At 72.0% G+C, this 22728-nt stretch carries 20 protein-coding genes; 14 read left to right on the top strand and 6 right to left on the bottom strand.

Going from position 1 to position 22728, the window contains the following annotated elements; all coding sequences use genetic code 11:
* Positions 1-4: 4 nt before the first annotated feature.
* The 5 genes from ABT053_RS33925 to ABT053_RS33905 all read right to left on the bottom strand — a co-directional run bounded on the left by ABT053_RS33925 (position 5) and on the right by ABT053_RS33905 (position 8331).
* Positions 5-1411 (bottom strand): Nramp family divalent metal transporter, encoded by a 1407-nt coding sequence (locus ABT053_RS33925; RefSeq protein ID WP_350974726.1) that lies wholly within the window; start codon positions 1409-1411, stop codon positions 5-7.
* A 170-nt stretch (positions 1412-1581) separates the two neighbouring features.
* A complete protein-coding gene (locus ABT053_RS33920; protein ID WP_350974724.1) occupies positions 1582-3717 on the bottom strand; it encodes an acetate--CoA ligase family protein in 2136 nt (711 codons plus the stop codon).
* Positions 3717-4940: a formyl-CoA transferase gene (gene frc, locus ABT053_RS33915; protein ID WP_350974722.1), complete on the bottom strand. Its 1224-nt coding sequence runs from the start codon at positions 4938-4940 to the stop codon at positions 3717-3719. The genes ABT053_RS33920 and frc overlap by 1 nt, the downstream gene beginning before the upstream one ends.
* A 10-nt stretch (positions 4941-4950) precedes the next feature.
* On the bottom strand, positions 4951-6642 hold the full coding sequence (locus ABT053_RS33910; protein WP_350974720.1) for a thiamine pyrophosphate-binding protein: 1692 nt from the start codon (positions 6640-6642) through the stop codon (positions 4951-4953).
* Positions 6643-6720: 78 nt separating this feature from the next.
* On the bottom strand, positions 6721-8331 hold the full coding sequence (locus tag ABT053_RS33905; RefSeq protein ID WP_350974718.1) for a molybdopterin molybdotransferase MoeA: 1611 nt from the start codon (positions 8329-8331) through the stop codon (positions 6721-6723).
* A 72-nt stretch (positions 8332-8403) separates the two neighbouring features.
* Here ABT053_RS33905 and ABT053_RS33900 point away from each other — a divergent pair, with 72 nt between their 5' ends.
* The 14 genes from ABT053_RS33900 (at position 8404) to ABT053_RS33835 (ending at position 21781) form a co-directional block, all read left to right on the top strand.
* Positions 8404-9393, top strand: coding sequence for a 2-dehydropantoate 2-reductase (locus ABT053_RS33900; protein ID WP_350974716.1), 990 nt, complete (start codon positions 8404-8406; stop codon positions 9391-9393).
* Positions 9394-9439: 46 nt separating this feature from the next.
* A complete protein-coding gene (locus ABT053_RS33895) occupies positions 9440-11374 on the top strand; it encodes a molybdopterin oxidoreductase family protein (RefSeq protein ID WP_350974714.1) in 1935 nt (644 codons plus the stop codon).
* A 7-nt stretch (positions 11375-11381) separates the two neighbouring features.
* Positions 11382-13562, top strand: coding sequence for an NAD(P)H-dependent oxidoreductase subunit E (locus ABT053_RS33890; protein WP_350974712.1), 2181 nt, complete (start codon positions 11382-11384; stop codon positions 13560-13562).
* A complete protein-coding gene (locus ABT053_RS33885; protein WP_350974710.1) occupies positions 13559-14518 on the top strand; it encodes a 2Fe-2S iron-sulfur cluster-binding protein in 960 nt (319 codons plus the stop codon). Before ABT053_RS33890 ends, ABT053_RS33885 begins: the two co-directional genes overlap by 4 nt.
* The gene (fdhD, locus tag ABT053_RS33880; protein WP_350974708.1) at positions 14511-15344 is read left to right on the top strand and encodes a formate dehydrogenase accessory sulfurtransferase FdhD; all 834 of its coding nucleotides are present in this window, start codon (positions 14511-14513) and stop codon (positions 15342-15344) included. Before ABT053_RS33885 ends, fdhD begins: the two co-directional genes overlap by 8 nt.
* 620 nt (positions 15345-15964) lie before the next feature.
* Positions 15965-16945 (top strand): metal ABC transporter substrate-binding protein, encoded by a 981-nt coding sequence (locus tag ABT053_RS33875; RefSeq protein ID WP_350974706.1) that lies wholly within the window; start codon positions 15965-15967, stop codon positions 16943-16945.
* Between the two features lie 42 nt (positions 16946-16987).
* A complete protein-coding gene (locus ABT053_RS33870) occupies positions 16988-17740 on the top strand; it encodes a metal ABC transporter ATP-binding protein (RefSeq protein ID WP_350974744.1) in 753 nt (250 codons plus the stop codon).
* Positions 17737-18570: a metal ABC transporter permease gene (locus ABT053_RS33865; RefSeq protein WP_350974704.1), complete on the top strand. Its 834-nt coding sequence runs from the start codon at positions 17737-17739 to the stop codon at positions 18568-18570. Before ABT053_RS33870 ends, ABT053_RS33865 begins: the two co-directional genes overlap by 4 nt.
* Complete coding sequence (locus ABT053_RS33860) at positions 18567-18974, top strand: Fur family transcriptional regulator (RefSeq protein ID WP_350974702.1); 408 nt, start codon at positions 18567-18569, stop codon at positions 18972-18974. The genes ABT053_RS33865 and ABT053_RS33860 overlap by 4 nt, the downstream gene beginning before the upstream one ends.
* 262 nt (positions 18975-19236) lie before the next feature.
* Positions 19237-19785, top strand: a complete 549-nt coding sequence (locus ABT053_RS33855; RefSeq protein ID WP_350974700.1) for a CGNR zinc finger domain-containing protein — start codon at positions 19237-19239, stop codon at positions 19783-19785.
* A gap of 84 nt (positions 19786-19869) precedes the next feature.
* Positions 19870-20364: a beta-class carbonic anhydrase gene (locus ABT053_RS33850; RefSeq protein ID WP_350974697.1), complete on the top strand. Its 495-nt coding sequence runs from the start codon at positions 19870-19872 to the stop codon at positions 20362-20364.
* A gap of 409 nt (positions 20365-20773) precedes the next feature.
* On the top strand, positions 20774-21100 hold the full coding sequence (locus tag ABT053_RS33845; protein ID WP_350974695.1) for a PadR family transcriptional regulator: 327 nt from the start codon (positions 20774-20776) through the stop codon (positions 21098-21100).
* Positions 21097-21453: a DUF1048 domain-containing protein gene (locus ABT053_RS33840; RefSeq protein WP_350974693.1), complete on the top strand. Its 357-nt coding sequence runs from the start codon at positions 21097-21099 to the stop codon at positions 21451-21453. The genes ABT053_RS33845 and ABT053_RS33840 overlap by 4 nt, the downstream gene beginning before the upstream one ends.
* 1 nt (position 21454) lies before the next feature.
* Entirely contained in the window at positions 21455-21781 is a 327-nt protein-coding gene (locus ABT053_RS33835; protein WP_350974691.1) for a DUF1048 domain-containing protein, read from the top strand.
* A gap of 130 nt (positions 21782-21911) precedes the next feature.
* Here ABT053_RS33835 and ABT053_RS33830 read toward each other — a convergent pair whose 3' ends face one another.
* Positions 21912-22703 carry a crotonase/enoyl-CoA hydratase family protein gene (locus tag ABT053_RS33830; protein ID WP_350974689.1) on the bottom strand — a complete coding sequence of 264 codons (792 nt, stop codon included), beginning with the start codon at positions 22701-22703 and terminating at the stop codon, positions 21912-21914.
* Between the last annotated feature and the right edge of the window lie 25 nt (positions 22704-22728).

The raw sequence follows: 22728 nt of genomic DNA, 5'->3' as shown, positions 1-22728 counted from the left end.
GGTCTCAGCCCACGACCACGCCGAAGGCGAACAGGCTGTAGAGCAGCATCCCCAGGTAGAAGACCGCCCCGAAGCCGATGATCAGGTTGGTCCAGATCTTCGGCCGGATCGGTTTGGGCAGCATGCGGTTGTTCACCAGCAGGAGCGTCACGCAGTAGGCGCCCATGGCGAACGTGGACAGGAACGCCAGCGTGTCGAGGATCCCGCTCGGGCCGTCGGCCGGGCCGAACAGCAGGATCAGGATGCCGAACGCGATGACGCCCCACAGGAAGGCGGCGTACAGGCGGGACATGCCGAGCTTCTTCGCACCGCGTACGAAGTGGAAGCTCATGTCCGCCTGCCCCCGGGAGAAGGAGTCGAACAGGCCGAGGGTGGCGTTCAGCCCGATCAGCGCGATGAAGCCGAGGAAGACCCCGCCCAGCACCGAGCTGCCCGCGGAGGCGAAGGAGTCGGCCATCGCGTTCAGCGCAGCCTCCCGCTCCCCGGACTCGATGACGGTACGGACGCCGGGGGTGTTTCTCGCCGCGGCCTGGGCGATCACGGTGAAGGAGACGGTGACCAGCATCGTGATGCCCCAGAAGAGCAGGAGGGCGTCGAAGGTGACCCAGCGCCGCCACCCCTTCCACTTGCGCATCTCCTCGGGGTTGCTCGTGTCGAACATGAAGCCGCGCGAGGGCATGGCCTCTTCCTCGCCGGCGTGCCGGAGACCGCGGACGGCCGGGATGTGGGCTCCCATTCCGGCGCCGGAGTCGCGCAGGTGCAGGGTGTACCACATCTGCTGCATCCCGGACGGCCCGGCGAAGGCGATCGATCCCACGATCACCGGGAACCAGGCCTCCGAGAGCGCCTGCTGCGGCAGGTAGCCGAAGGCGAACATCCCGGTGATCGTGCTCGTCACGTCGCCCCAGGTGCCGACCATGGCCGCCACCACGGCGGTCCCGACGACGAGCGTGCCGATCAGGATCGACAGCACGTTCTCCAGCAGGTTGTAGATCACCTTCGCCAGGCTGAAGACGACGCCGACGAGGATCAGGCCCGCGACGGCCGTGATCACCCATGGGATGCCGGTGATCTGCTCGAAGGCGGCGGCCCCCGCGGACAGATGACCCGGCCAGATGTAGACGAGGATCGCGACGACGAAGAAGAACCACATCAGGGGCTTGAAGACCCGGGCGGCGCCGAAGAAGATGCTCTCCCCGGTCGCCATGGCGTAGCGGGCCATCTCCAGCATGACCACGGCCTGGAGGGTGACGCCGATGAGGAACAGCCACCGGATCTCCGGCCCGAACAGCAGGACCAGCCGGGGCCACATGTACGACTCGCCCATGCCCACGCCGAGCGCGACGAGGAACACCGTCGGCCCGAGGATGTGGATCGACGGGGGAGCGTCGGGCAGGGTGCGTATGGGCATCGGCTCCAGCCCGCCCGCCCGCCATACTTTCTCTTCCTGGCCGGATGCGGCGGCGGCTTCGCCGGGCTCCGCTGCAGCCGGTGTTCTCGATGTGTCCACCTGCGGACCTCCTGGGGGGTTGGTTGATCCTGCGAGTGCCCCGATTCGCCCCCTCGCTCGTGAAGCGCGGCTCAGCCGCGCAGCAACCCTGCGGCCCTCGCCCAGCGATACTTGGCACCGAGCACGGCCACGGGCTTCTCCGTGGTGTACGGGTAGGCGATCACCCCGTTCGCGAAGAGATGGTCACAGGCCTGCTCGACCTCGGTGTCACCGGCCAGCGAGGCGACCACGGGCTTGTCGTTGCCCTTGGCGCGCTCCTCGGCCACGACCCGCGCGACCAGCTCGGCGAAGACCATCGGCGGGGTGACGATCGTGTGCCAGTAGCCGATCACCAGCGCGTGCACGCGGGGGTCGGCCAGACCCAGCCTGATGGTGTTCTCGTAGGTGCTGGGCGGCTCGCCACCGGTGATGTCGACGGGGTTGCCCGCCGCCCCGAAGGGCGGGATGTAGGCGCGGAAGGCCTCGTCGAGATCCGGCGGGATCTCCATGAGGCTCAGCCCGTTGTCGACGCAGGCGTCGGAGAGCAGCACTCCCGAGCCGCCCGCCCCGGTGATGATGACGACGTTCTCCCCCTCGGGGGTGGGCATCAGCGGCAGCGCCCGGGCGTACTCGAGCATGTCGTTGAGGCCCGGGGCCCGCACGACGCCCGCCTGGCGGAGGATGTCGTCGTAGACCTTGTCGTCGCCGGCCAGCGCCCCGGTGTGCGAGCCCGCGGCCCGCGCGCCCATCGCGGTGCGCCCGGCCTTGAGCACGATCACCGGCTTCCTGGCGACCATCCGCCGGGCGGCCTCGACGAACCCGCGCCCGTCCTTGAGGTCCTCCAGGTGCATCGCCACGCAGTTGGTGTTGTCGTCCTGCTCGAAGAAGGTGAGCAGGTCGTCCTCGTCGACGTCGGCCTTGTTGCCGACCCCGACGATCGCCGAGACGCCCATCCCGGTGGTGCGGCTGAAGCCGAGGATGGCCATGCCGATGCCACCGCTCTGCGAGGTCAGCGCGACCCCGCCCTTCACGTCGTACGGCGTGCAGAACGTGGCGCACAGATTTTCCGGCGTGTAGTAGTAGCCGTAGATGTTGGGGCCGAGCATCCGCACGCCGTGCTTGCGGGCGATCTCGACGATCTCCCGCTGGCCCTCGACGTTTCCCGTCTCGGCGAACCCCGACGGGATCATGATGGCTCCGGCCACCCCCTTGCGCCCGGCGTCCTCCAGCGCCGCGGGCACGAACTTGGCCGGGATGGCGAAGACCGCCACGTCGACCTCCCCCGGCACGTCGGCGATGCTGGGGTAGGCGGGCAGCCCGAGGATCTCCGGGGCCTTCGGGTTGATCGGGTAGATGTGGCCCCGGTAGCCGCCGTTGATCAGGTTGCGCATCACCGAGTTTCCGATCTTGCCGGTCTCGCCGGAGGCGCCGATCACCGCGACGGCGCGCGGCTTGAAGATCCGGTTCATCCCGGCGAGGATCTCCTCGCGCGAGAGCCGGGCGGGCGCGGCGACGGGGTCGGCGTCGAGGAGGATGCGCACGTCGGCGGCCGTCGCGCCCCCGGAGGTGGCGAAGACCGGGTTCAGGTCCACCTCCGCGATCTCGGGGAAGTCCCCGACGAGGGCGCCGACTCGCTCGATCATGTTCGACAGCGCCCCCCTGTCGGCCGCCTCGGCACCACGGACACCGCGCAGCACCTCCGCCGCCCTGATGTCGTCCAGCATCCCGAGTGCATCATCACCCGAGAGGGGGGCCAGCCGGAAGGTCACGTCCTTGAGGACTTCGACGAGCACCCCGCCGAGCCCGAAGGCGACCACCTTGCCGAAGGTCGGGTCGGTGACCGCGCCGATGATCACCTCGTGCCCGGCACCGACCATGGCCTGGACCTGGACGCCGTCGATCGACGCCTCGGGGTCGTAGGAGCGCGCGGAGGCGAGGATCCGGTCGTAGCCGGCGCGCACCGCGTCGAGGTCGGCCAGGCCGACGAGCACCCCGCCCGCCTCGGTCTTGTGCAGGATGTCGGGGGACACGATCTTGAGCACCACGGGCAGGCCGATCTCCCCGGCGAGCGACACCGCCTCCTCCGCGGAGGTCGCCACCCCCTCACCGGGGGTCGAGATGCCGTACGCCTGGCAGATCCTCCTGCCCTCGGGGGCGGTCAGCGCGGTGCGGCCCTCGGCGCGGGCCTTGTCCAGCACCTCGCGTACGGCGGCCTGGTCATACGCCATCAGATGACTCCGTTCGTCTTCAGCTCGGCCAGCTCCTCGACGGACAGGCCGAGGCCGGCGTAGATCTCGGTGTTGTGCTCGCCCAGCAGGGGCGGCGCGGTGACGTCCACCGGCGAGTCGGACAGGTGCAGCGGGCTGCCGACCGTCACGAAGGAGCCGCGCTGGGGGTGGTCGACCTCGACCAGCGCGCCCTCCCGCCGCAGGCTCTCGTCCTCCAGCAGCTCCTTGGTGGACAGGATCGGGCCGCAGGGGATGTTGGCGGCGTTGAGCAGGTCGAGGACCTCCCACTTGTCGCGGGTGATGCTCCACTCCTCGATGAGCTGGAACATCTTGTCGAGGTTGGGAAGGCGCGCCTCCGGGGTGGCCCACTCGGGGTCGTTGGCCAGCTCCGGGCGGCCGATGATCCCGGCGAGCGGCGCCCAGCCGACCGGCTGCACGATGACGTAGATGTAGTCGTTGGGACCGCCGGGCGCGCACCGCACGGCCCAGCCGGGCTGGCCGCCGCCCGAGGCGTTGCCCGAGCGCGGCACCTCGTCGCCGAAGGTCTTGTTGGGGTATTCCGACAGGGGGCCGTGGCCGAGCCGCTGCTGGTCGCGGAGCTTCACCCGGCACAGGTTGAGCACCGCGTGCTGCATCGCCACCTGCACGCGCTGGCCGCGCCCGGTCTGCTCTCGCTGGTAGAGGGCGGCCAGGATGCCGGCGACGGCGTGGATGCCGGTGCCCGAGTCGCCGATCTGGGCGCCGGTGGCCAGCGGCGGGCCGTCCTCGAAGCCGGTGGTGCTCATCGAGCCGCCCATCGCCTGGGCGATCACCTCGTACGCCTTGAACTTGGCGTAGCGGCCCGGGCCGAAACCCTTGATCGAGGCGTAGACGAGCCGCGGGTTGAGCTCCTGGAGCCGGTCCCAGGAGAAGCCCATCCGGTCGACCGCGCCGGGCCCGAAGTTCTCCACCAGGATGTCGGAGTCGCGGACCAGTTCGGTGAAGAGCTGCTTGCCGCGCTCGCTCTTCATGTTGAGGGTGATGCTGCGCTTGTTGCAGTTGAGCATCGTGAAGTAGAGGCTGTCGGCGTCGGGGACGTCGCGCAGCTGCTTGCGGGTGATGTCGCCGGAGGGCGCCTCCAGCTTGATCACGTCGGCGCCGAGCCAGGCCAGGAGCTGCGTACAGGACGGACCCGACTGCACGTGGGTCATGTCGAGGACGCGGACACCTTCCAGTGCCTTCATGGGGTCCCCCTCACTTGTACATGGTCTGGTTCATGGTTCCGGGCGCGTAGACGTCCGGATCGACCCATACGTTGATCAGGGCGGGCTTGCCCGACTCGCGGGCCCGCTCCAGCGCGGGCCGGATGTCGGCGGGGTCCCTGACCTCCTCGCCGTGGCCGCCCAGCATCCGGGCGAACTCGTCGTAGCGGACGTCGCCGAGGGTGTTGCCGACCCGGCCGCGGTTCTCGCCGTACTTGGCGGCCTGGCCGTAGCGGATCTGGTTCATCGACGAGTTGTTGCCGATGACGCCGATGAACGGCAGGTCGAAGCGGACCATCGTCTCGAAGTCCCAGCCGGTGAGGCTGAACGCCCCGTCTCCGAAGAGGCAGAGCACCTCCTTGTCGGGCCTGGCGTATTTGGCGGCCATGGCGAACGCGACGCCGACGCCGAGGGTGCCGAGCGGCCCGGGGTCCATCCAGTGGCCGGGCGACTTGGGCTGGACGACCTGGCCGGAGAAGGTGACGATGTCGCCGCCGTCGCCGATGTAGATGGTGTCCTCGGTGAGGAACTCGTTGATCTCGTGGACCAGGCGGTAGGGGTCGATCGGCTGCGAGTCCGACAGCTGGCGGGGCAGCCGCTTCTCGTAGGCCGCGGCCTCGACCGCGCGCAGCTCCTCCAGCCACTCCTTGCGCCGGGCCGCGCCGTTCTCGACGCGGCCGGAGGCGGCCTGGGTGGCCGCGGCCAGGATCAGCCCGGCGTCGCCGACGATGCCCAGGTCGACGTCGCGGTTCTTGCCGACGGTGCGGTAGTCGAGGTCGATCTGGACCACCGTCGCCGAGGGCGACAGGCGCTTGCCGTAGCCCATCCGGAAGTCGAACGGGGTGCCGACGATGACGATCAGGTCGGCGTTGGTGAAGGCGTAGCGCCGGGAGAGCTGGAAGTGGTGCGGGTCGCCGGGGGGCAGCGTGCCGCGGGCCGAGCCGTTCATGTAGGCGGGGACGTTGAGGGCGCGGACGAAGTCGATCGCGTCGTCGGTGCCCCGGGTGGTCCAGACCTGGCTGCCCAGCAGGACGCAGGGCTTCTCCGCGTGGGCCAGCAGGTCGGCGAGGCGCTCGACGGCCTCGGGGTCCCCGGCCTGGCGCACCGAGGCGCGGTAGCGGCCGGCCTCGGGGATGCGGGCCTTGGAGAGCGGGACGCTGGCGTCGAGGACGTCGCGCGGGATCTCCAGGAAGGACGGGCCGGGAGCGCCGTGGTAGCACTCCCTGAAGGCCATCGAGACGATGTCGGCCACCCGCTCGGTCGAGGGGACCGTGGCCGCGAACTTGGTGATCGGGGTCATCATGTCGACGTGGGGCAGGTCCTGCAGGGAGCCCATCTTGTGCTGGCTCAGAGCCCCCTGCCCCCCGATGAGCAGCATGGGGCTCTCCGCCCTGAAGGCGTTGGCCACGCCGGTCACCGCGTCGGTGGTGCCCGGCCCGGCCGTCACGACCGCGCAACCCGGTTTGCCGGTGATCCGGGCGTAACCGTCGGCCGCGTGCGCCGCCACCTGCTCGTGGCGGACGTCGATGACCTCGATGCCCTCGTCGACGCAACCGTCGTAGATGTCGATGATGTGGCCGCCGCAGAGCGTGAAGATCACATCGATCCCCTCCGCCTTGAGCGCCTTCGCCACCAGGTGGCCTCCGGAGATGGTTTCCGGCGCCGTGTCCGCTGGCTGGGTCATTCTGGTGGTCCTCTCGATTGTGTTCTCCATACTGCATACCGTATGAGGGCAATGGTTACCCCCGGGGTCCTGGGATGTCTAGACCCTTTGTGCGGGCAGTGGGACGAGCTCGACCGGCTCGCCCCTCCACCCGGGCGGGACGACCGCGAGCGCCTCGGCGAGCGCGGCCCCCCACAGCGATCCCGGCCGGTCGTGCCCGACGGGCACCGCGCCGCGCCCGTCGCGCCGCACCGCGACCATGCGGGTGTCGGCGTGGTGGGGCCGTACGGGACCGGTGAGCGCGGACCGCTCGCGCGGGGCCTCGGGGCCGCCCGCGAGCGCCCGGACCGCCGGGGCGAGCAAGGTCAGCGCGGCGACCAGGGCCGCGTAGGGGTTGCCCGGCAGCCCGGCCACCAGCCGCCCGCCGGGAAGCCTGGCGAGGAGCTGCGGGTGACCGGGACGCACCGCGACGCCGTCGACGAGGATCTCCGCCCCGAGCCCGGAGAGCACCGCCCTCAGGTGGTCGGCGGGCCCCTTCGACGAGGCGCCGCAGACCACGATCACCTGGCCCGGCGGCCCGTCCGGGGTCCCCGCGAGCGCGGCGGCGAGCGCCCGCGCCCCGTCGGGCAGCCACCGCGGCGCCTCGGCCAGCCCGCCCGCCCACTCGACGAGCCCCGGCAGCATGGGGCCGATCGCGTCGCGCACCCGCCCCGGGCCCGGCAGCCCGCGCGTCACCACCTCGTCGCCCGTGACCAGCACGGACACCAGCGGTCTGGGCCGTACGCGGAGCACGTCGTGCCCGAGCCCGGCCGCGAGGCCGAGCACCGCGGGCGTGACGGCCGAACCGGCCGTGAGCACCACGGTCCCCAGCGGGCAGTCCTCGCCGCGCCGCCGGATGTGCCTGCCGGGCTCGACCGCCCCGGGCGCGGCCGACACCCACCCGACGGCCGGCTCCCCCGCCGGCCGGGACCTCCCGCCCGGCGGCCCGCCCAGCCCACCCGGCGACTCTCCCGACGGCCCTCCAGGCGGCCCTCCCCGTGGCTCTCCGGGCGGCCCTCCCGGTGGCGCGAACCGGCCGAGCGGCGGCGCGAACCGGCCCGGCGGCACCGGCCGCCCGGCCGCCCCTCCCCCGGACGGCGGCGGCCCGCCGGTCCGTACGGCCAGCTCGTAGGGCAGCACCGCCTCGGCGCCCTCGGGCACCGGGGCGCCGGTGGCGATCTCCACCGCCGTGCCGGGCGCGAGCGCGGCCCCGAAGGGCGTGCCCCCGGCGAGCACGAGGCCCGCGACCCGCCAGGGCGGATCGCCCGCGACCGCGTAGCCGTCCATCGCGGCCACGTCGGTGCCGGGCACCGGGACGAGGGCGTGCAGCGGCGCGGCCAGCCGGCAGCCGTACGCCAGGTGGAGGGGAAGGTCGACCGGGGGGAGCGGCCCCGCGGCGGACGCCGCGACCCGGCGGGCCGCCTCCCACGGGAGCGCCCCCGCGTGGGCGCCGTGGTGCGACGCCCCCTCGGCCGGCGCCCCCGGGGGCGCCGGTGGCGTCGGCGGCGCCGGTGGCCGCCCCGGCGAGGGCACGGTGCCCGGATCGCGGGACGGGGCTCCGTACCCGGTTTCGTGGACGGTTCCGTGCCCGGCTTCGTGAACGACCTCGTGGCCGGTTCCGTGGGCGGTTTCGTGTACGGCTTCGTGGACGGTGGATCTGGGGACGGCCATCGGCGGCTCCTTGACCGGATTTTTTCCATACTGTATACCGAATGCACTATGGACGCGAGGACGGAGCCTCTTGTGAAAGTCGCTGTTCTTGGCGCCGGCGCCATCGGCGCCTACGTCGGCGCCGCCCTGTGCAGGGCAGGCGCCGAGGTGCATCTGATCGCCCGCGGAGAGCACCTCGCGGCGATGCGCGAATCGGGGGTGCGCGTGCTGAGCCCGCGCGGAGACTTCACCGCCCACCCCCACACCACCGACGACCCCCGCGAGATCGGCCCGGTGGACCACGTCTTCCTCGGCCTCAAGGCCAACTCCTACGCGGCGGCCGGGCCCATGATCCAGCCGCTGCTCCACGAGACCACCGGCCTCATCGCCGCCCAGAACGGCATCCCGTGGTGGTATTTCCACGGGCTGCCCGGCCCCTACCAGGGCCACGTGATCGAGAGCATCGACCCCGGCGGGGCGGTCACCTCCGCCCTGCCGCTGGAGCGCGCCATCGGATGCGTCGTCTACGCGGCGACGGAGATCGAGGCGCCCGGCGTGATCCGCCACCTGGAGGGCACCCGGTTCTCTATCGGCGAGCCCGACGGTTCCCTCTCCTCACGCTGCGTCGACTTCAGCACCGCCATGATCGAGGGCGGGCTGAAGTGTCCCGTCGAGACGGATCTGCGGCGCGACATCTGGATCAAGCTCATGGGCAACATCGCCTTCAACCCGATCAGCGCGCTCACCCGGGCGACCATGGCGGGCATCTGCCGCCACCGCGGGACGCGCGACCTCGTCGTCACCATGATGCGCGAGACCGTCGACGTGGCCCGCCGGGTGGGCTGCGAGCCCGACATCTCGATCGAGCGCCGGATCGCGGGCGCCGAGCGGGCGGGCGAGCACAAGACCTCCACCCTCCAGGACCTGGAGAAGGGCAAGCCCCTGGAGCTCGACGTGCTCCTCGCCGCCGTCGTGGAGCTGGCCGACCTGACCGGGGCCGAGGTGCCCACGCTGCGCGCGATCCACGCGGTCGCGGACCTCCTGGACGAGCGGGTCAGAGAAAATCTTGCCGCCGTCGGTTGATGCGACATACCGTAGACTGTATACAGGACTGTCGAAAGGATGGGGTATGAAGAGGGACCGCGGGGACCGCGCCGAGCACTACGACCGGCTCACCCATCCCCTTGTCCGTGAGAACGGTGTGCTGCGCCGCGCCACCTGGGACGAGGCGCTGCAACGGGCCGCGGAGGGCTTCCGCCGCAACGTCGAGCAACACGGGCCCGACGCCTTCGCGATGCTGTCGTGCGCCCGTTCCACCAACGAGATGAACTACGTGGGCCAGAAGTTCACCCGCGTCGTGATCGGCACCAACAACGTCGACTCATGCAACCGCACCTGCCACGCCCCGAGCGTGGCGGGCCTGTCCGCGGCCTTCGGCAGCGGCGGCGGCACCTCCTCCTACCAGGAGGTGGAGGACGCCGACGTGATCGTGATGTGGGGCTCGGCGGCGCGCAACGCGCACCCGATCTTCTTCCACCACGTGCTCAAGGGGATAAGAAAGGGCGCCCGCATGTTCGCGGTCGACCCCCGCCGCACGGGCACCGCCGAGTGGGCCGACCTGTGGATGGGCCTCAACGTGGGCACCGACATCCCGCTCGCGCACGCGGTGGCCCGGGAGATCATCCACGCCGGGCTGCACAACACCTCGTTCATCGAGCGCGCCACCGAGGGCTTCGCGGAGTTCGCCGCCTCGGTCGAGCCGTGGACGCTCCCGGTGGCCGAGCAGGTCACCGGTGTGCCCGCGGCCGCCATCCGGGAGCTCGCGCACGCCTACGCCAGGGCCGACCGCGCCCAGCTGTGCTGGACGCTCGGCATCACCGAGCACCACAACGCCACCGACAACGTGCGCGCCCTCATCAACCTGGCGCTGCTCACCGGCCACGTCGGGCGCTACGGTTCGGGCCTGTCCCCGCTGCGCGGCCAGAACAACGTGCAGGGCGGCGGCGACATGGGAGCCATCCCCAACCGGCTGCCCGGCTTCCAGGACATCCTCGACCCGGAGATCCGCGTCAAGTTCGAGCAGGCGTGGGAGACCCCCATCCAGCCGCGCTACGGCCGCAACCTCACCGAGATGCTGGAGGGGATGGCCGAGGGCGAGGTCACCACCTGTTACCTCATCGGGGAGAACCCGGTGCAGTCCGAGGCCGACTCGCTGAGCTGCGTCAAGCGGCTCAGCATGCTCGACCACCTGGTCGTGCAGGACATCTTCCTCACCAAGACCGCCCAGATGGCCGACGTGGTGCTGCCGGCGGGCGCGGCCTGGTGCGAGAGCGAGGGCACCTTCACCAACAGCGAGCGGCGGGTGCAGCGGGTCCGCAAGGCGCTCCAGGCGCCGGGCGAGGCCCGCGACGACATCTGGATCCTCTGCGAGCTGGCCCGCCGCCTCGGCCACGACTGGAACTACACCGGCGCCGAGGAGGTCTGGAACGAGCTCCGCGCCCTCTCCCCCGCCCACACCGGCATGACCTACGACAGGCTCGACAGGCTCCAGGGCATCCAGTGGCCCTGCCCGTCGGAGGACTCCCTCGAACCGCCCTTCCTGCACGGGCGGCTCTGGGAGAGCGACCCGGCCCGGCGGGGCAGGGCCGCGCCGTTCGCGGTGCTCCAACACTCACCGCCGGTCGACCTGCTCGACGACGAGTATCCTCTGCGGCTCACCACCGGCCGCCGTCTCGACTCCTACAACACCGGCGTGCAGTCGTCCGGGTTCGCCTCCCCGCTGCGCAGGGGCGAGAACATCGAGCTCTGCCCCGAGGACGCCGCGCGGCTGGGAGTGAGTCCCGGCGAGGAGGTCAGGATCAGCTCCCGGCGCGGCTCGGTCGTCGCCCCCGTCCACATCGACCCGGCGCTGCGTCCCGGCCTGGTCTTCATGACGATGCACTTCCCCGACGAGGTCGACACCAACGCCCTCACCATCGAGGCCACCTGCCCGATCGCGGGCACCGCGGAGTTCAAGGCCGCCGCCGTGCGCGTCGACAAGCTCGTGCCCGCGAAGGCCGGGTGACGGGGGCGTGGATCTCCGGTTCAGCGACGCCGAGCCCACGGCCGAGGAGCGCTCCGCCGTCGACGCGTTCCTCGGCGCCCCCCCGACCGGCTGGGAGGGCGGCGCCCGCTCCGACGGCGACCTGCGCGTCGCCGTCGGCGGGCACGAGGCCCGCGACCGGCGCGACCTCCTGCTCCCCGCGCTGCACGCGGTCAACGACAGGATCGGGTGGATCAGCGAGGGAGCCCTCGACTACATCTGCCGCCGCCTGACCGTGCCGCCCGCCGAGGCGTACGGGGTGGCGACCTTCTACTCGCTGTTCTCGACGAAGCCGCGACCGGCGCGGGTGCTGCACGTCTGCACCGACCTGGCCTGCCAGGCGCGCGGCGCCGACGCGGTGCGGCGGAGCACCGAGGAGCGGCTCGGCCCGCCCGGCCTGTCCTGGCAGCCGAGCCCCTGTCTCGGCCTGTGCGAGCGGGCCCCCGCCGCACTCGCCCTGCAGGCCGGCGAGTTCCCCGGCGCGGCCGTGTACGGCCCGGCCGAACCCGTGCCGGCACCCACCGGCGACCCCCACGGAAACGGCGGCCCGAACAAAAGCACCGGTCCGAACGGAAGCGCCGGTGCCGAGGGAACCGTCGGAGCCAACGGGACCGGCCGTGCCCACTCCGCCGGAGGCGCGAGCAGCGCGAGCGGTGTGAGCGGCATCGGCGACGCGAGCGGCACACACGGCACGAGCGACACGGACGGCGCGGACGGCGCGAGCACGGCCGGAGGCGTGAGCGGCACGGGCGGCGTCGGCGACGCGGGCGACGCCCGTCCCGCGGAGGGCACGGGCGGCACGGGCGGCACGGGTGGCGGTGGGGCGGGCCGCGGGGATCTCAGCAAGCTCGGCGGCCTCAGCGGCATGGACGCCACCGGCGGCCCCGCCCTGGCCGAGCGCGCCGAGCCTCCCGCCGAGCACGCCGTCCCGCAGGCGGGCGACCCCTCCCTCGTGCTGCTGCGCCGGGTGGGCGTCGTCGACCCGGCGAGCCTGGACGACTACCGGGCCGAGGGCGGCTACGCCGCGCTGCGCGAGGCCGTCAGGATCGGTCCCGCCGGTGTCATCCGCGAGGTGCTCGAATCCGGCCTCGTCGGGCGGGGCGGGGCGGCGTTCCCCACCGGGCGCAAGTGGGAGGCCACGGCCCGCCAGCTCGACCACCCCCACTATTTGGTCTGCAACGCCGACGAGAGCGAGCCGGGCACCTTCAAGGACCGCGTGGTCATGGAGGGCGACCCGTACGCCCTGGTGGAGGCGATGACCATCGCCGCGTACGCCACCGGCTGCCCCAAGGGCTACCTCTACATCCGCGGGGAGTATCCCCGGGCGATCGGCCGGATGGCCCACGCCATCGACGTCGCCCGCTCGCGCGGCCTGCTCGGGCCCGACGTCATGGGGCAGGGCTTCGCCTTCGACATCGAGATCAGGCGCGGCGCGGGCGCCTACATCTGCGGCGAGGAGACCGCGATCTTCAACTCGATCGAGGGCTTCCGCGGCGAGCCGCGCAGCAAGCCGCCCTTCCCGGTGGAGAAGGGCCTGTTCGGCAAGCCCACCGTGGTCAACAACGTCGAGACACTGGTCAACGTGCTGCCCATCCTCAGCGGCGGGGCCGCCGCCTACGCGGCGACCGGCACGGAGGGCTCGACGGGCACCAAGCTGTTCTGCGTCTCGGGCACGGTCGCCAGGCCGGGCGTCTACGAGCTGCCGTTCGGCGCCACCCTGCGCGAGCTGCTCGACCTGTCCGGGGGCTCGACCGGGAGGCTCCGGGCGGTGCTGCTGGGCGGCGCGGCCGGCGGGTTCGTCCGCCCGGACGAGCTCGACGTCCCGCTCACCTTCGAGGGCACCCGGGCGGCCGGCACCACCCTGGGCTCGGGCGTGGTCCTGGTGCTCGACGACAGCGTCGACCTCGCCCACATCCTCCTGCGCATCGCGGAGTTCTTCCGCGACGAGTCGTGCGGGCAGTGCGTGCCCTGCCGGGTGGGCACCGTGCGGCAGGAGGAGGCCCTGCACCGGCTGAGCCGCAGGCCCACCGCCGGCGACATCGCGCTGCTGCGGGAGGTCGGCCGGGCCATGCGCGACGCCTCGATCTGCGGGCTCGGCCAGACCGCCTGGAACGCCGTCGAGTCGGCCATCGACCGGCTGGGCGTCTTCTCCCCCTCGGAGGCATCATGAGTGTTCCCCTGCAGCCGCCCCGGCGGCTGATCGAGATGACCGTCGACGGCGACCCGGTCCGGGTGCCGGAGGGCTCGACCGTGCTGGACGCCTGCTCGGCGGCGGGCAAGGACATCCCGACCCTCTGCTACGGCGACACCCTCACCCCGAAGAACGCCTGCCGGGTGTGCGTGGTCGAGGTCGAGGGCGCCCGTACGCTCGCGCCCGCCTGCTCGCGCAGGGCCGAGCCCGGCATGGTCGTCGGCACCGCGACCGAGCGCGCCCGGCACAGCCGCAAGATCGTCCTGGAGCTGCTCGCCTCGACGGCCGACCTGTCCACCACGCCGCGCGCGGCCGAGTGGATCGAGGAGTACGGCGCCCGGCCCGACCGCTTCGGCGAGGAGGCCGCCACGGTCGCGCAGCCCGCGAAGGTCGACAACGAGCTCTACGTGCGCGACTACTCGAAGTGCATCCTCTGCTACAAGTGCGTCGACGCCTGCGGCGACCAGTGGCAGAACAGCTTCGCCATCTCGGTCGCCGGGCGGGGCTTCGACGCGATGATCTCGACCGAGCACGACGCCCCGCTCACCGACTCGGCCTGTGTTTACTGCGGCAACTGCGTGGAGGTCTGCCCCACCGGGGCGCTGTCGTTCAAGAGCGAGTTCGACATGCGCGCCGCGGGCAGCTGGGACGAGTCCCGGCAGACCGAGACGACGACGATCTGCAGCTACTGCGGGGTCGGCTGCAACCTGACCCTGCACGTGCAGGACAACCGGATCGTCAAGGTGAGCTCGCCGCACGACAACCCGGTCACCCACGGCAACCTGTGCATCAAGGGCCGCTTCGGCTTCCAGCACGTCCAGAACGTGGCCACCTCCGAAGACACGCTCCCCCTTTCCGGCCCCGCCTCCCGGCCCGCCTCCGAATCCGTCTCCGAGCCCGTCTCCGGCGCGCGGACGGCCTCCGCCGATGGGTAGGGTCACCGTCAAGCGCCGGGTCCTGCGGCTGCGGGAGGCCGCGGCCGCCCACCGGGTCGACGTGCTGGCGGCCGAGGAGCCGCTGGAGATCCGGCTCGACGGGCGGCCGCTCACGATCACCATGCGCACGCCGGGCGACGACTTCGACCTGGCGGCGGGCTTCCTGGTGAGCGAGGGAGTGGTCACCTCCGCCGACCAGGTCACCGCGATCCGCTACTGCGCGGGCGCCACCGCCGACGGCGCCAACACCTACAACGTGCTCGACGTCAGGCTCGCCGCGGGCACCTCCCCGCCGGCGACCTCCCTGGAGCGCAACTTCTACACCACCTCCTCGTGCGGGGTGTGCGGCAAGGCCTCGCTCGACGCGGTCCGCACGGTCGCCAGGTGGCGGGTGGACGGCGACCCCGCGCCGGTGACGGCCGAGGTGATCGCGGCGCTGCCCGACCGGCTCCGCGCGGCCCAGCGGGTGTTCGACCGGACCGGCGGGCTGCACGCCGCGGGCCTGTTCACGCTCGGCGGCGACGCGCTCTGCGTACGCGAGGACGTGGGCCGGCACAACGCGGTGGACAAGCTGGTGGGCTGGGCGCTGCGCGACGGGCGCCTGCCGCTCGCCTCGACCGTGCTCATGGTGTCGGGACGCGCCTCCTTCGAGCTCGTCCAGAAGGCGGTGATGGCCGGCGTCCCGATCCTCGCCGCCGTCTCGGCCCCCTCCTCGCTCGCCGTGGAGCTGGCCGCCGAGACGGGGCTGACACTCATCGGGTTCGTCAGGGGCAGCTCGATGAACGTCTACACCGGGGAAGGACGCGTCGGCCTGGTCCCCGGCTGAGCCCGGGCCGCCTTCGGCCACCGGCGGGGCCGGGCGCCCACACCCTCAGGCGCCACGGCCCGCCGGTGGCCGGGAGGTGCGGCCCGAATCCTCCTCACCGGGCCGGAGCCCGCGTCCGCCCCCACCGACCGCCGAGGCCGGAGAGCGGCGGCTCCCCGGCCCGGCGACGAGAGCCCGGCCCGCGACAACTTCGCCCCCTTCGCCGGCCGGGCTCTCTGACGCCCGCGACCCGGAGTCCCCCTCGCGCCGGGCAGCGTTCCCCCGCTCCCCCGCCCGGTCGCGGCCCGGCGGGTCCGGGTACAGCGCGGCAGCGGTCTTCGCCCGCGTCACGGTCCCTCCCCGCCGCACCGGACGCTCTTCCTCCTCGCACGGGCGACCTCCCTTCCCCCGCCGAACGGTCTTCCTCCCCAGGCCGGACGCCCTTCCTCCTCGCACCGGGAGGCTTCCCCTCCCCGGCCGAGGATCTTCCTCCCCAGGCCCGACGGCCTTCCCTCCCGGGCCGGACACGGCTGCCCCGGGTGCCGTGCGGTGCTCCCTCGCGCGCGGAACGACGTCCTCGGCGGGCTTCGCGCGCGGCCTGATTTTGACAACCGTTTTCATTTACGCGCATACTGGTTAGCATGATGTCCGAGTCCTCCCGACGTATCCGCATACGTAATGCCAGCCTGGCCGCGTCCGCCGTTCTTCTCGCCGCCGTCACCGCCTGCGGCACCGAGACCGGCTCGGCCACCGGCGGCTCATCCGGGGGGGCGCCGGGCGTTTCCGCGGACGGCAGGCCCGCCGTCACCGCGGCCATGTATCCCCTGCAGTGGCTCGCCGAGCGGGTGAGCGGCCCCGACGCGACCGTCACCGGCCTGACCAAGCCCGGCGTCGAGCCGCACGACCTGGAGCTGTCCCCGCTCCAGGTGGCCGGGCTGGAGAAGACGGGGCTCGTCGTCTACATCAAGGGCGTCCAGCCGGCGGTGGACGAGGCCGTCGAGCAGCACGCCGCCGACCGGGCCTTCGACGCGGCCACCTCGGTCACCCCGCTTCCCGCGGTCGCGGAGGAGGAGCACCACGGCGAGGAGGGCCACGACCACGAGGAGATCGGTTACGACCCCCACCTCTGGCTCGACCCGGCCCGCTTCGCGACGGTCGCCACCAAGCTCGGCGAGAGGCTGGCCGCCGCCGACCCCGCGCACGCGCGGGGCTACCGGGACCGCGCCGCCGCCACCGCCGCCGACCTCACCGCCCTGGACCAGGAGCTGACCAAGGGCCTGGCCACCTGCTCCTCGCACGCGATCGTCACCAGCCACGCCGCGTTCGGCTATCTCGCCGACCGCTACAAGCTGCACCAGATCGGCATCAGCGGCCTCGACCCCGACGCCGAGCCTTCTCCCGCCCGCCTCGCCGAAGTCGCAAAAGTGGCCAAGCAGGAGAAAGTAACTACGATTTTCACCGAAACCCTCGTCAGCCCGAAGGTCGCCGAGATTCTCGCCCAGGAGGTCGGTGCGAAGACCGCGGTCCTCGACCCGGTGGAAAGCCGGCCGTCGAACGGCGACTACCTGTCCGCCATGCGCCAGAACCTCTCCACCCTCCAGGCAGCGCTCAGCTGCTCGTGAGGTCACTCGTAAAGGTCACACGTGACATCAACGGTTTTCACCATGAACGGCGGCCAGGTCAACCTGGACCGCCGTCCGGTGCTTCGCGGGATCGACCTGTCCGTCGAGCCCGGTGAGGCGGTGGCGGTGCTCGGCGCGAACGGGTCGGGGAAGTCCACCCTCATCCGCGCCCTGCTCGGTCTCGTCCCCCTGTCCGGCGGCGAGACCCTCCTGTACGACAGGCCTCCCGCCCGGTTCCGCGAGTGGTGGCGGATCGGCTACGTACCCCAGCGGCTCTCGGTGGGCGGGGGCGTGCCGACCACGATCCGCGAGGTCGTCGCCTCCGGCAGGATCGCGAGGCAGCGCCGTCTGCGCCTGACCGGCGCGGCCGACCGCGAGGCGACCGACAGGGCCCTGGCGGCCGTCGGCCTCGCCCACCGCGCCTCCGACCCGGTGCAGGCGCTGTCCGGCGGGCAGCAGCAGCGGGTGCTGATCGCCCGCGCCCTCGCCGGAGAGCCCGACACCTTCGTCATGGACGAGCCCACGGCGGGCGTCGACTCCGAGAGCCAGCTGCTCCTCGCGGAGACCCTGTCCACGCTCGTCGCGCGGGGCAAGACGGTCCTGCTGGTCGCGCACGAGCTCGGCCCGCTGGAGCCGCTGATCACCCGGGCGGTGGTCCTGCGGGACGGGTACGTGTGTCACGACGGCCCGCCGCCCCAGGCGGTCGGCACGCACGCGCTGCCCGGCCACGACCACGTGCACCCGCACGCCGAGGAGGAGCCGGTGAGCCCGCTCGACTGGAGGCCAGCCTCGTGATCGAGCTTCTGCAGTTCGACTTCATGCAGCGGGCGCTGATCGCCGCCCTCCTGGTCGGCCTGGCCGCCCCCGCCATCGGCACGTTCATGGTCCAGCGCCGCCTCGCCCTGCTGGGCGACGGCATCGGGCACGTCGCGCTGACCGGCGTGGCCCTGGGCTTCCTGACCGGGACGGCGCCGGTGCTGACGGCCGTGCTGGTCTCGGTGCTGGGCGCCGTCGCCATCGAGCTGGTCCGCGCGCGCGGCAGGACCAGCGGGGACGTGGCCCTCGCCCTGCTGTTCTACGGCGGCATCGCCGGAGGCGTGCTGCTCATCTCGCTGGCTCCCGGCGGGAGCAACGCCACGCTGATGTCCTACCTGTTCGGCTCGATCAGCAGCGTCGCCGTCGAGGACGTGTGGGTGATCGGCCTGCTGGCGGTGGCGGTGCTCGGCGTGGTGACCGTCTTCGGGCGAGAGCTCTACGTGCTGTGCCAGGACGAGGAGGTCGCCAAGGCCAGCGGCCTGCCGGTCCGCTTCCTCAGCCTGCTGATCGCCGTGACCGCCGCGCTGACCGTGGTGATCGCCATGCGCGTCGTAGGATTGCTTCTGGTGAGCGCGCTGATGGTGGTGCCGGTGGCGACCAGCCAGCAGCTCACCCGGGGGTTCGTGAGCACGATGTTCCTTTCCATGCTGTTTGGGATGATCTCCACGGTCGGTGGCCTGACCTCCTCCTTCTACATCGAGGTCCCACCGGGCGCGATCATCGTCATCGTCGCTCTCGCGGGGTTCGTCCTCGCCCTCGGGCTCGGTAGATTCGTACGTCGAAGCCGACCTCAGGAGTCCAGCCCATGAGCAACAGGCGTGACGCCGTCCACGCGATCCTCCGCCAGAGCGAGGGTTTCCGCAGCGCGCAGGACGTCTACGCGGAGATGCGCGCGGAAGGCGCCAAGATCGGACTGACCACCGTCTACCGGGCGCTCCAGGCTCTCGCCGACACCGGCCACGTCGACGTGCTGCGAACCGACGACGGCGAGTCGGTCTACCGGGCGTGCGCCAGCGGCGACCACCACCACCACCTGGTCTGCCGCAGGTGCGGCCGTACGGTGGAGGTGGCCGGGCCCGCGGTGGAACGCTGGGCCGAGACCATCGGTTCCGAGCACGGCTTCACCGAGATCACCCACACGTTGGAGATCTTCGGGACCTGCGCCTCCTGCGCCACCGCCGCCAAGCCGCTGCGCACCCCGAGCCGCGCCTGAGCGGACGCCCGGCGAGACGCCCGGCGGCACGGCACAGGGCGCGACGCGGGGCGGCGGAGGCGTTACGAGAAGCCCGATTTCACGACGCGGCGTACACATCACGGCTCACCAGGACATGTTCCGCGGAAAGCCTTTCCTGGCGGGGCACACCACTGTGACGGGCGCCCGCGAGAGGGCGCCGGAGGTCCACGGGAGAGATACGCTTCCGACACGGCGAGCCGCCGTACGCCTCCACGTTGCAACCGCTTCTACAGGAGTCAACATGCCATTCGGACATGACATGGTGCACTCACTCGCCACCGCGGTGGACCTGGTCAACACCTCCCCCTCCACCGGAGGCGAGGACACCCTGACCGACCTGCGGAAACTCGGCGACTTCGTGGCACGCTGGGAGGTCAGCGGGATCGGGGAGCTGGACGCCGCCGACCTGACCCAGGTGCGCGCGCTGCGCGAGGCCTTCCACAAGGTCTTCACCGCCCCGGACCAGCCCACCGCGGTCATCCGGCTGAACACCCTGCTGAGCGGGACCCGCATCACCCCGCGCCTCGCGGAGCACGACGGCCACCCCCTGCACGTCCACTACTTCGCGCCGGACGCCTCGCTCAACGAGCACCTCGCGGCCGACATCGGGGTCGCCCTCGCCCACCTGCTCGTCGAGGGCGAGTGGGAGCGCCTGCGCACCTGCTCGGCTCCCGACTGCGACCACGTCTTCGTGGACGAGTCGCGCAACCGCTCGCGGGTCTACTGCGACAGCCGCACCTGCGGGAACCGGATGCACGTCGCCGCCTACCGCGCCCGGCGCCGGGCCTGACGTCACTCTCCGCTAATACCTATTGACTGAGTAGGTAATGCGGGTAGGTTGTGACGTGACGTCGCCTACCCCCGAGGAGAACCCATGAGCGTCACCGACGAGCTGCTCGCCAACGCCGAGCGTTACGCGGAGACCTTCAGGAAGGGCCATCTGCCCCTGCCGCCCGCGCGCGGGGTGGCCGTGCTGGCCTGCATGGACGCCCGCCTCAACCCGTACGGCCTGCTCGGGCTCTCGGAGGGCGACGCGCACGTCATCCGCAACGCGGGCGGCGTGGTCACCGCCGACGAGCGCCGCAGCCTGGCCATCAGCCAGCGCCTGCTCGGCACCAGGGAGATCATCCTCATCCACCACACCGACTGCGGCATGCTCACCTTCACCGACGACGACTTCAAGCGGCAGATCCAGGCCGAGGTCGGGGTGAAGCCCGACTGGGCGGTCGAGACCTTCACCGACCTCGACGAGGACGTCGTCCAGTCCCTGCACCGGATCAGGAACGACCCCTTCATCCCGCACACTGACTCGGTGCGCGGCTTCGTCTACGAGGTGGAGACCGGCCGCCTGCGCGAGGTCAAGGCCTGAGCCGAGACCCCGGAGCGACACGGGAAAGGCGGGGGCCGCCTTCACCCGGAGTGACACAGGAAGAGCGGAGGCCGTCCTCGCCGGGACGACACGGGGAGGCGGGGAGCGGCCCCCGCCGGAGTGACGCGGGAAGGCGGGGAGCCGCGAGGAGACCGCCTTCACGGAGGAGACCGCCTTCACGAGAGAACCAGGGCCCGTACGACAGAACCAGGGGCCCGTACGACGACGACACCCCCCGCCGACAGGCGTCCCCCGGCCCCTTACCGGCCGCGCACCGAGCGCGGTGCCGATGATTCGAATCGCTTCCGTGGTCCACAACCGCCGCTCGCCCGGCACTGGCTCACTACTCGGTGATACCGTATAGTCCTACTCGGTACCACCGAGTAGAAGGAGCCGAAGAGGACCCGCGATGGACGACCTGACGGAGATGCTGAAGGGCACGCTCGAAGGTTGCGTGCTCGAAATCATCGGCGGCGAGGAGACCTACGGGTACGCCATCACGCGCCGGCTGAACGAACTCGGCTTCGCCGACGTCGTCGAGGGGACGGTTTACACCATCCTGCTGCGACTGGAGAAGAAGAAGCTCGTCCAGGTGACGAAACGACCGTCCGAGCTGGGCCCGCCGCGCAAGTTCTACGCGCTCAACGACGCGGGGCGCGAAGAACTCACGACGTTCTGGGCGAAATGGGAGTACATCACGTCGCGGATCGACAAGCTCAAGGAGGGCGGGAGATGAACTTCTGGGAGACCATCACGGGCAGCGATCTCACCAGGGACTGCAAGGCGTTCGAGGTTCGGGCCGAGGCGTTGCCGGCCGATCACCGGGCGGCGTGGGAAGAGATCAAGTGTCACCTCTTCCCCTACGGGGACTTCACCGGCCGCAACCTGATGCCGATCCTCGACGGTGCCCTGGGGCTGCTCGAGGAGACGGCGGCCGACGGGCAGGGCATTCACGAGGTGCTGGGTGACGACGTCAAGGGCTTCTGCGTGGCGCTGGCCGGCGGAGAAGGGGCCCGGAGCTACCGCGACCGGTGGCGCGAGCAGCTGAACAGGAACGTCGCGAGGAAATTGGGCCGGTTGGGAGGCTGACATGGGCATCCAGGACATGATCGAGGGCAAGAGGCAGTGGCGGGCGCACCTGGCGCGGGTCAAGGCGCTCCCGCCGGACTACCAGATCGTCTACAAGGAGATCCAGAGATACCTCTTCAAGGTCGGGCCGATCGACCTGCTCGACGGGTCCCTGCTCTCGGGGATGGTCGATTTCTTCGAGGAGGGTGCCGCGGCGGGCAAGGGAGTCCTGGAACTCATCGGCGACGACGTCGCCGCCTTCTGCGACGACCTGGTCAAGGACTCGCGCACCTACGCGGACGTCTATCAGGAGTCCATCGGCGGGGAGCCCGGCACGGCCGGGAGGTGACACCCGCCGATCCGGCCTGGCCACCGGGACGTCGCTGTCGCGCCGGTGGGCGTATGCCCGGACGTCGCCGGCGAGCTGAGCCGCTCGTGAGCGTGCCGGCGGATCCTCGTCCGGCCGATGAGGCCGCGGGTCAGAGGGTGTCGAAGTCGCCGTGGCGGCCGGCTCCCGCGGCGAAGCGGGACGCGCCGGTCACCGCGCCGGGCAGGGCGTTCAGGCCGTGACGCAGCTCCCCCGCCATGGCCTCCCGCTCGGGCAGCCCCTCCTGTTCCAGCACCGACATGCGGTCGCCGCGCACGCACTCCTGGGGGAAGCGCGCGATGGAGGCGGCCAGGTTCTCGGCGGCGGCGCGCGAGGCGCCGGCCGGCACCACCCGGTTGACCAGCCCCATGCCGAGGGCCTCCGCGGCGGCCACGGGACGGCCGGTGAGGATCATGTCCATCGCCCGGCCCGTCCCGACCAGCCGGGGCAGCCGCACGGTGCCGCCGTCGATCAGCGGGACGCCCCAGCGGCGGCAGAAGACCCCGAACACCGCGTCCTCCTCGGCCACCCGCAGGTCGCACCACAGGGCCAGCTCCAGCCCCCCGGCGACCGCGTGCCCGGCGACGGCCGCGATCACGGGCTTGCCGAGCCGCATCCGGGTGGGTCCCATCGGCCCGTCGCCCTCGGGTTCCACCCGGTTGGCGCGGCCCTCGGGTTCTCCCCGGTTGGCGCGGCCCTCGGCGACGGCCTTGAGGTCGGCTCCCGCGCAGAACGTGCCCCCCTCGCCCCACAGCACGGCCACCGCCGCGCCGGGGTCGGCGTCGAAGTCGCGGAAGGCGTCGGCGAGTGCCCGGGCCGTGGGGCCGTCGACGGCGTTGCGGACCTCGGGCCTGGAGAGCACGACGGTGGTGACGGGCCCGTCGCGTTCGATCCTGACAGTCATCCGGGGGCACCTCTCAGCGGATCGG

Source organism: Streptosporangium sp. NPDC002524, from assembly GCF_040295985.1.
Lineage (GTDB): Bacteria > Actinomycetota > Actinomycetes > Streptosporangiales > Streptosporangiaceae > Streptosporangium.
This window is presented reverse-complemented; position numbering and strand designations above follow the sequence as displayed.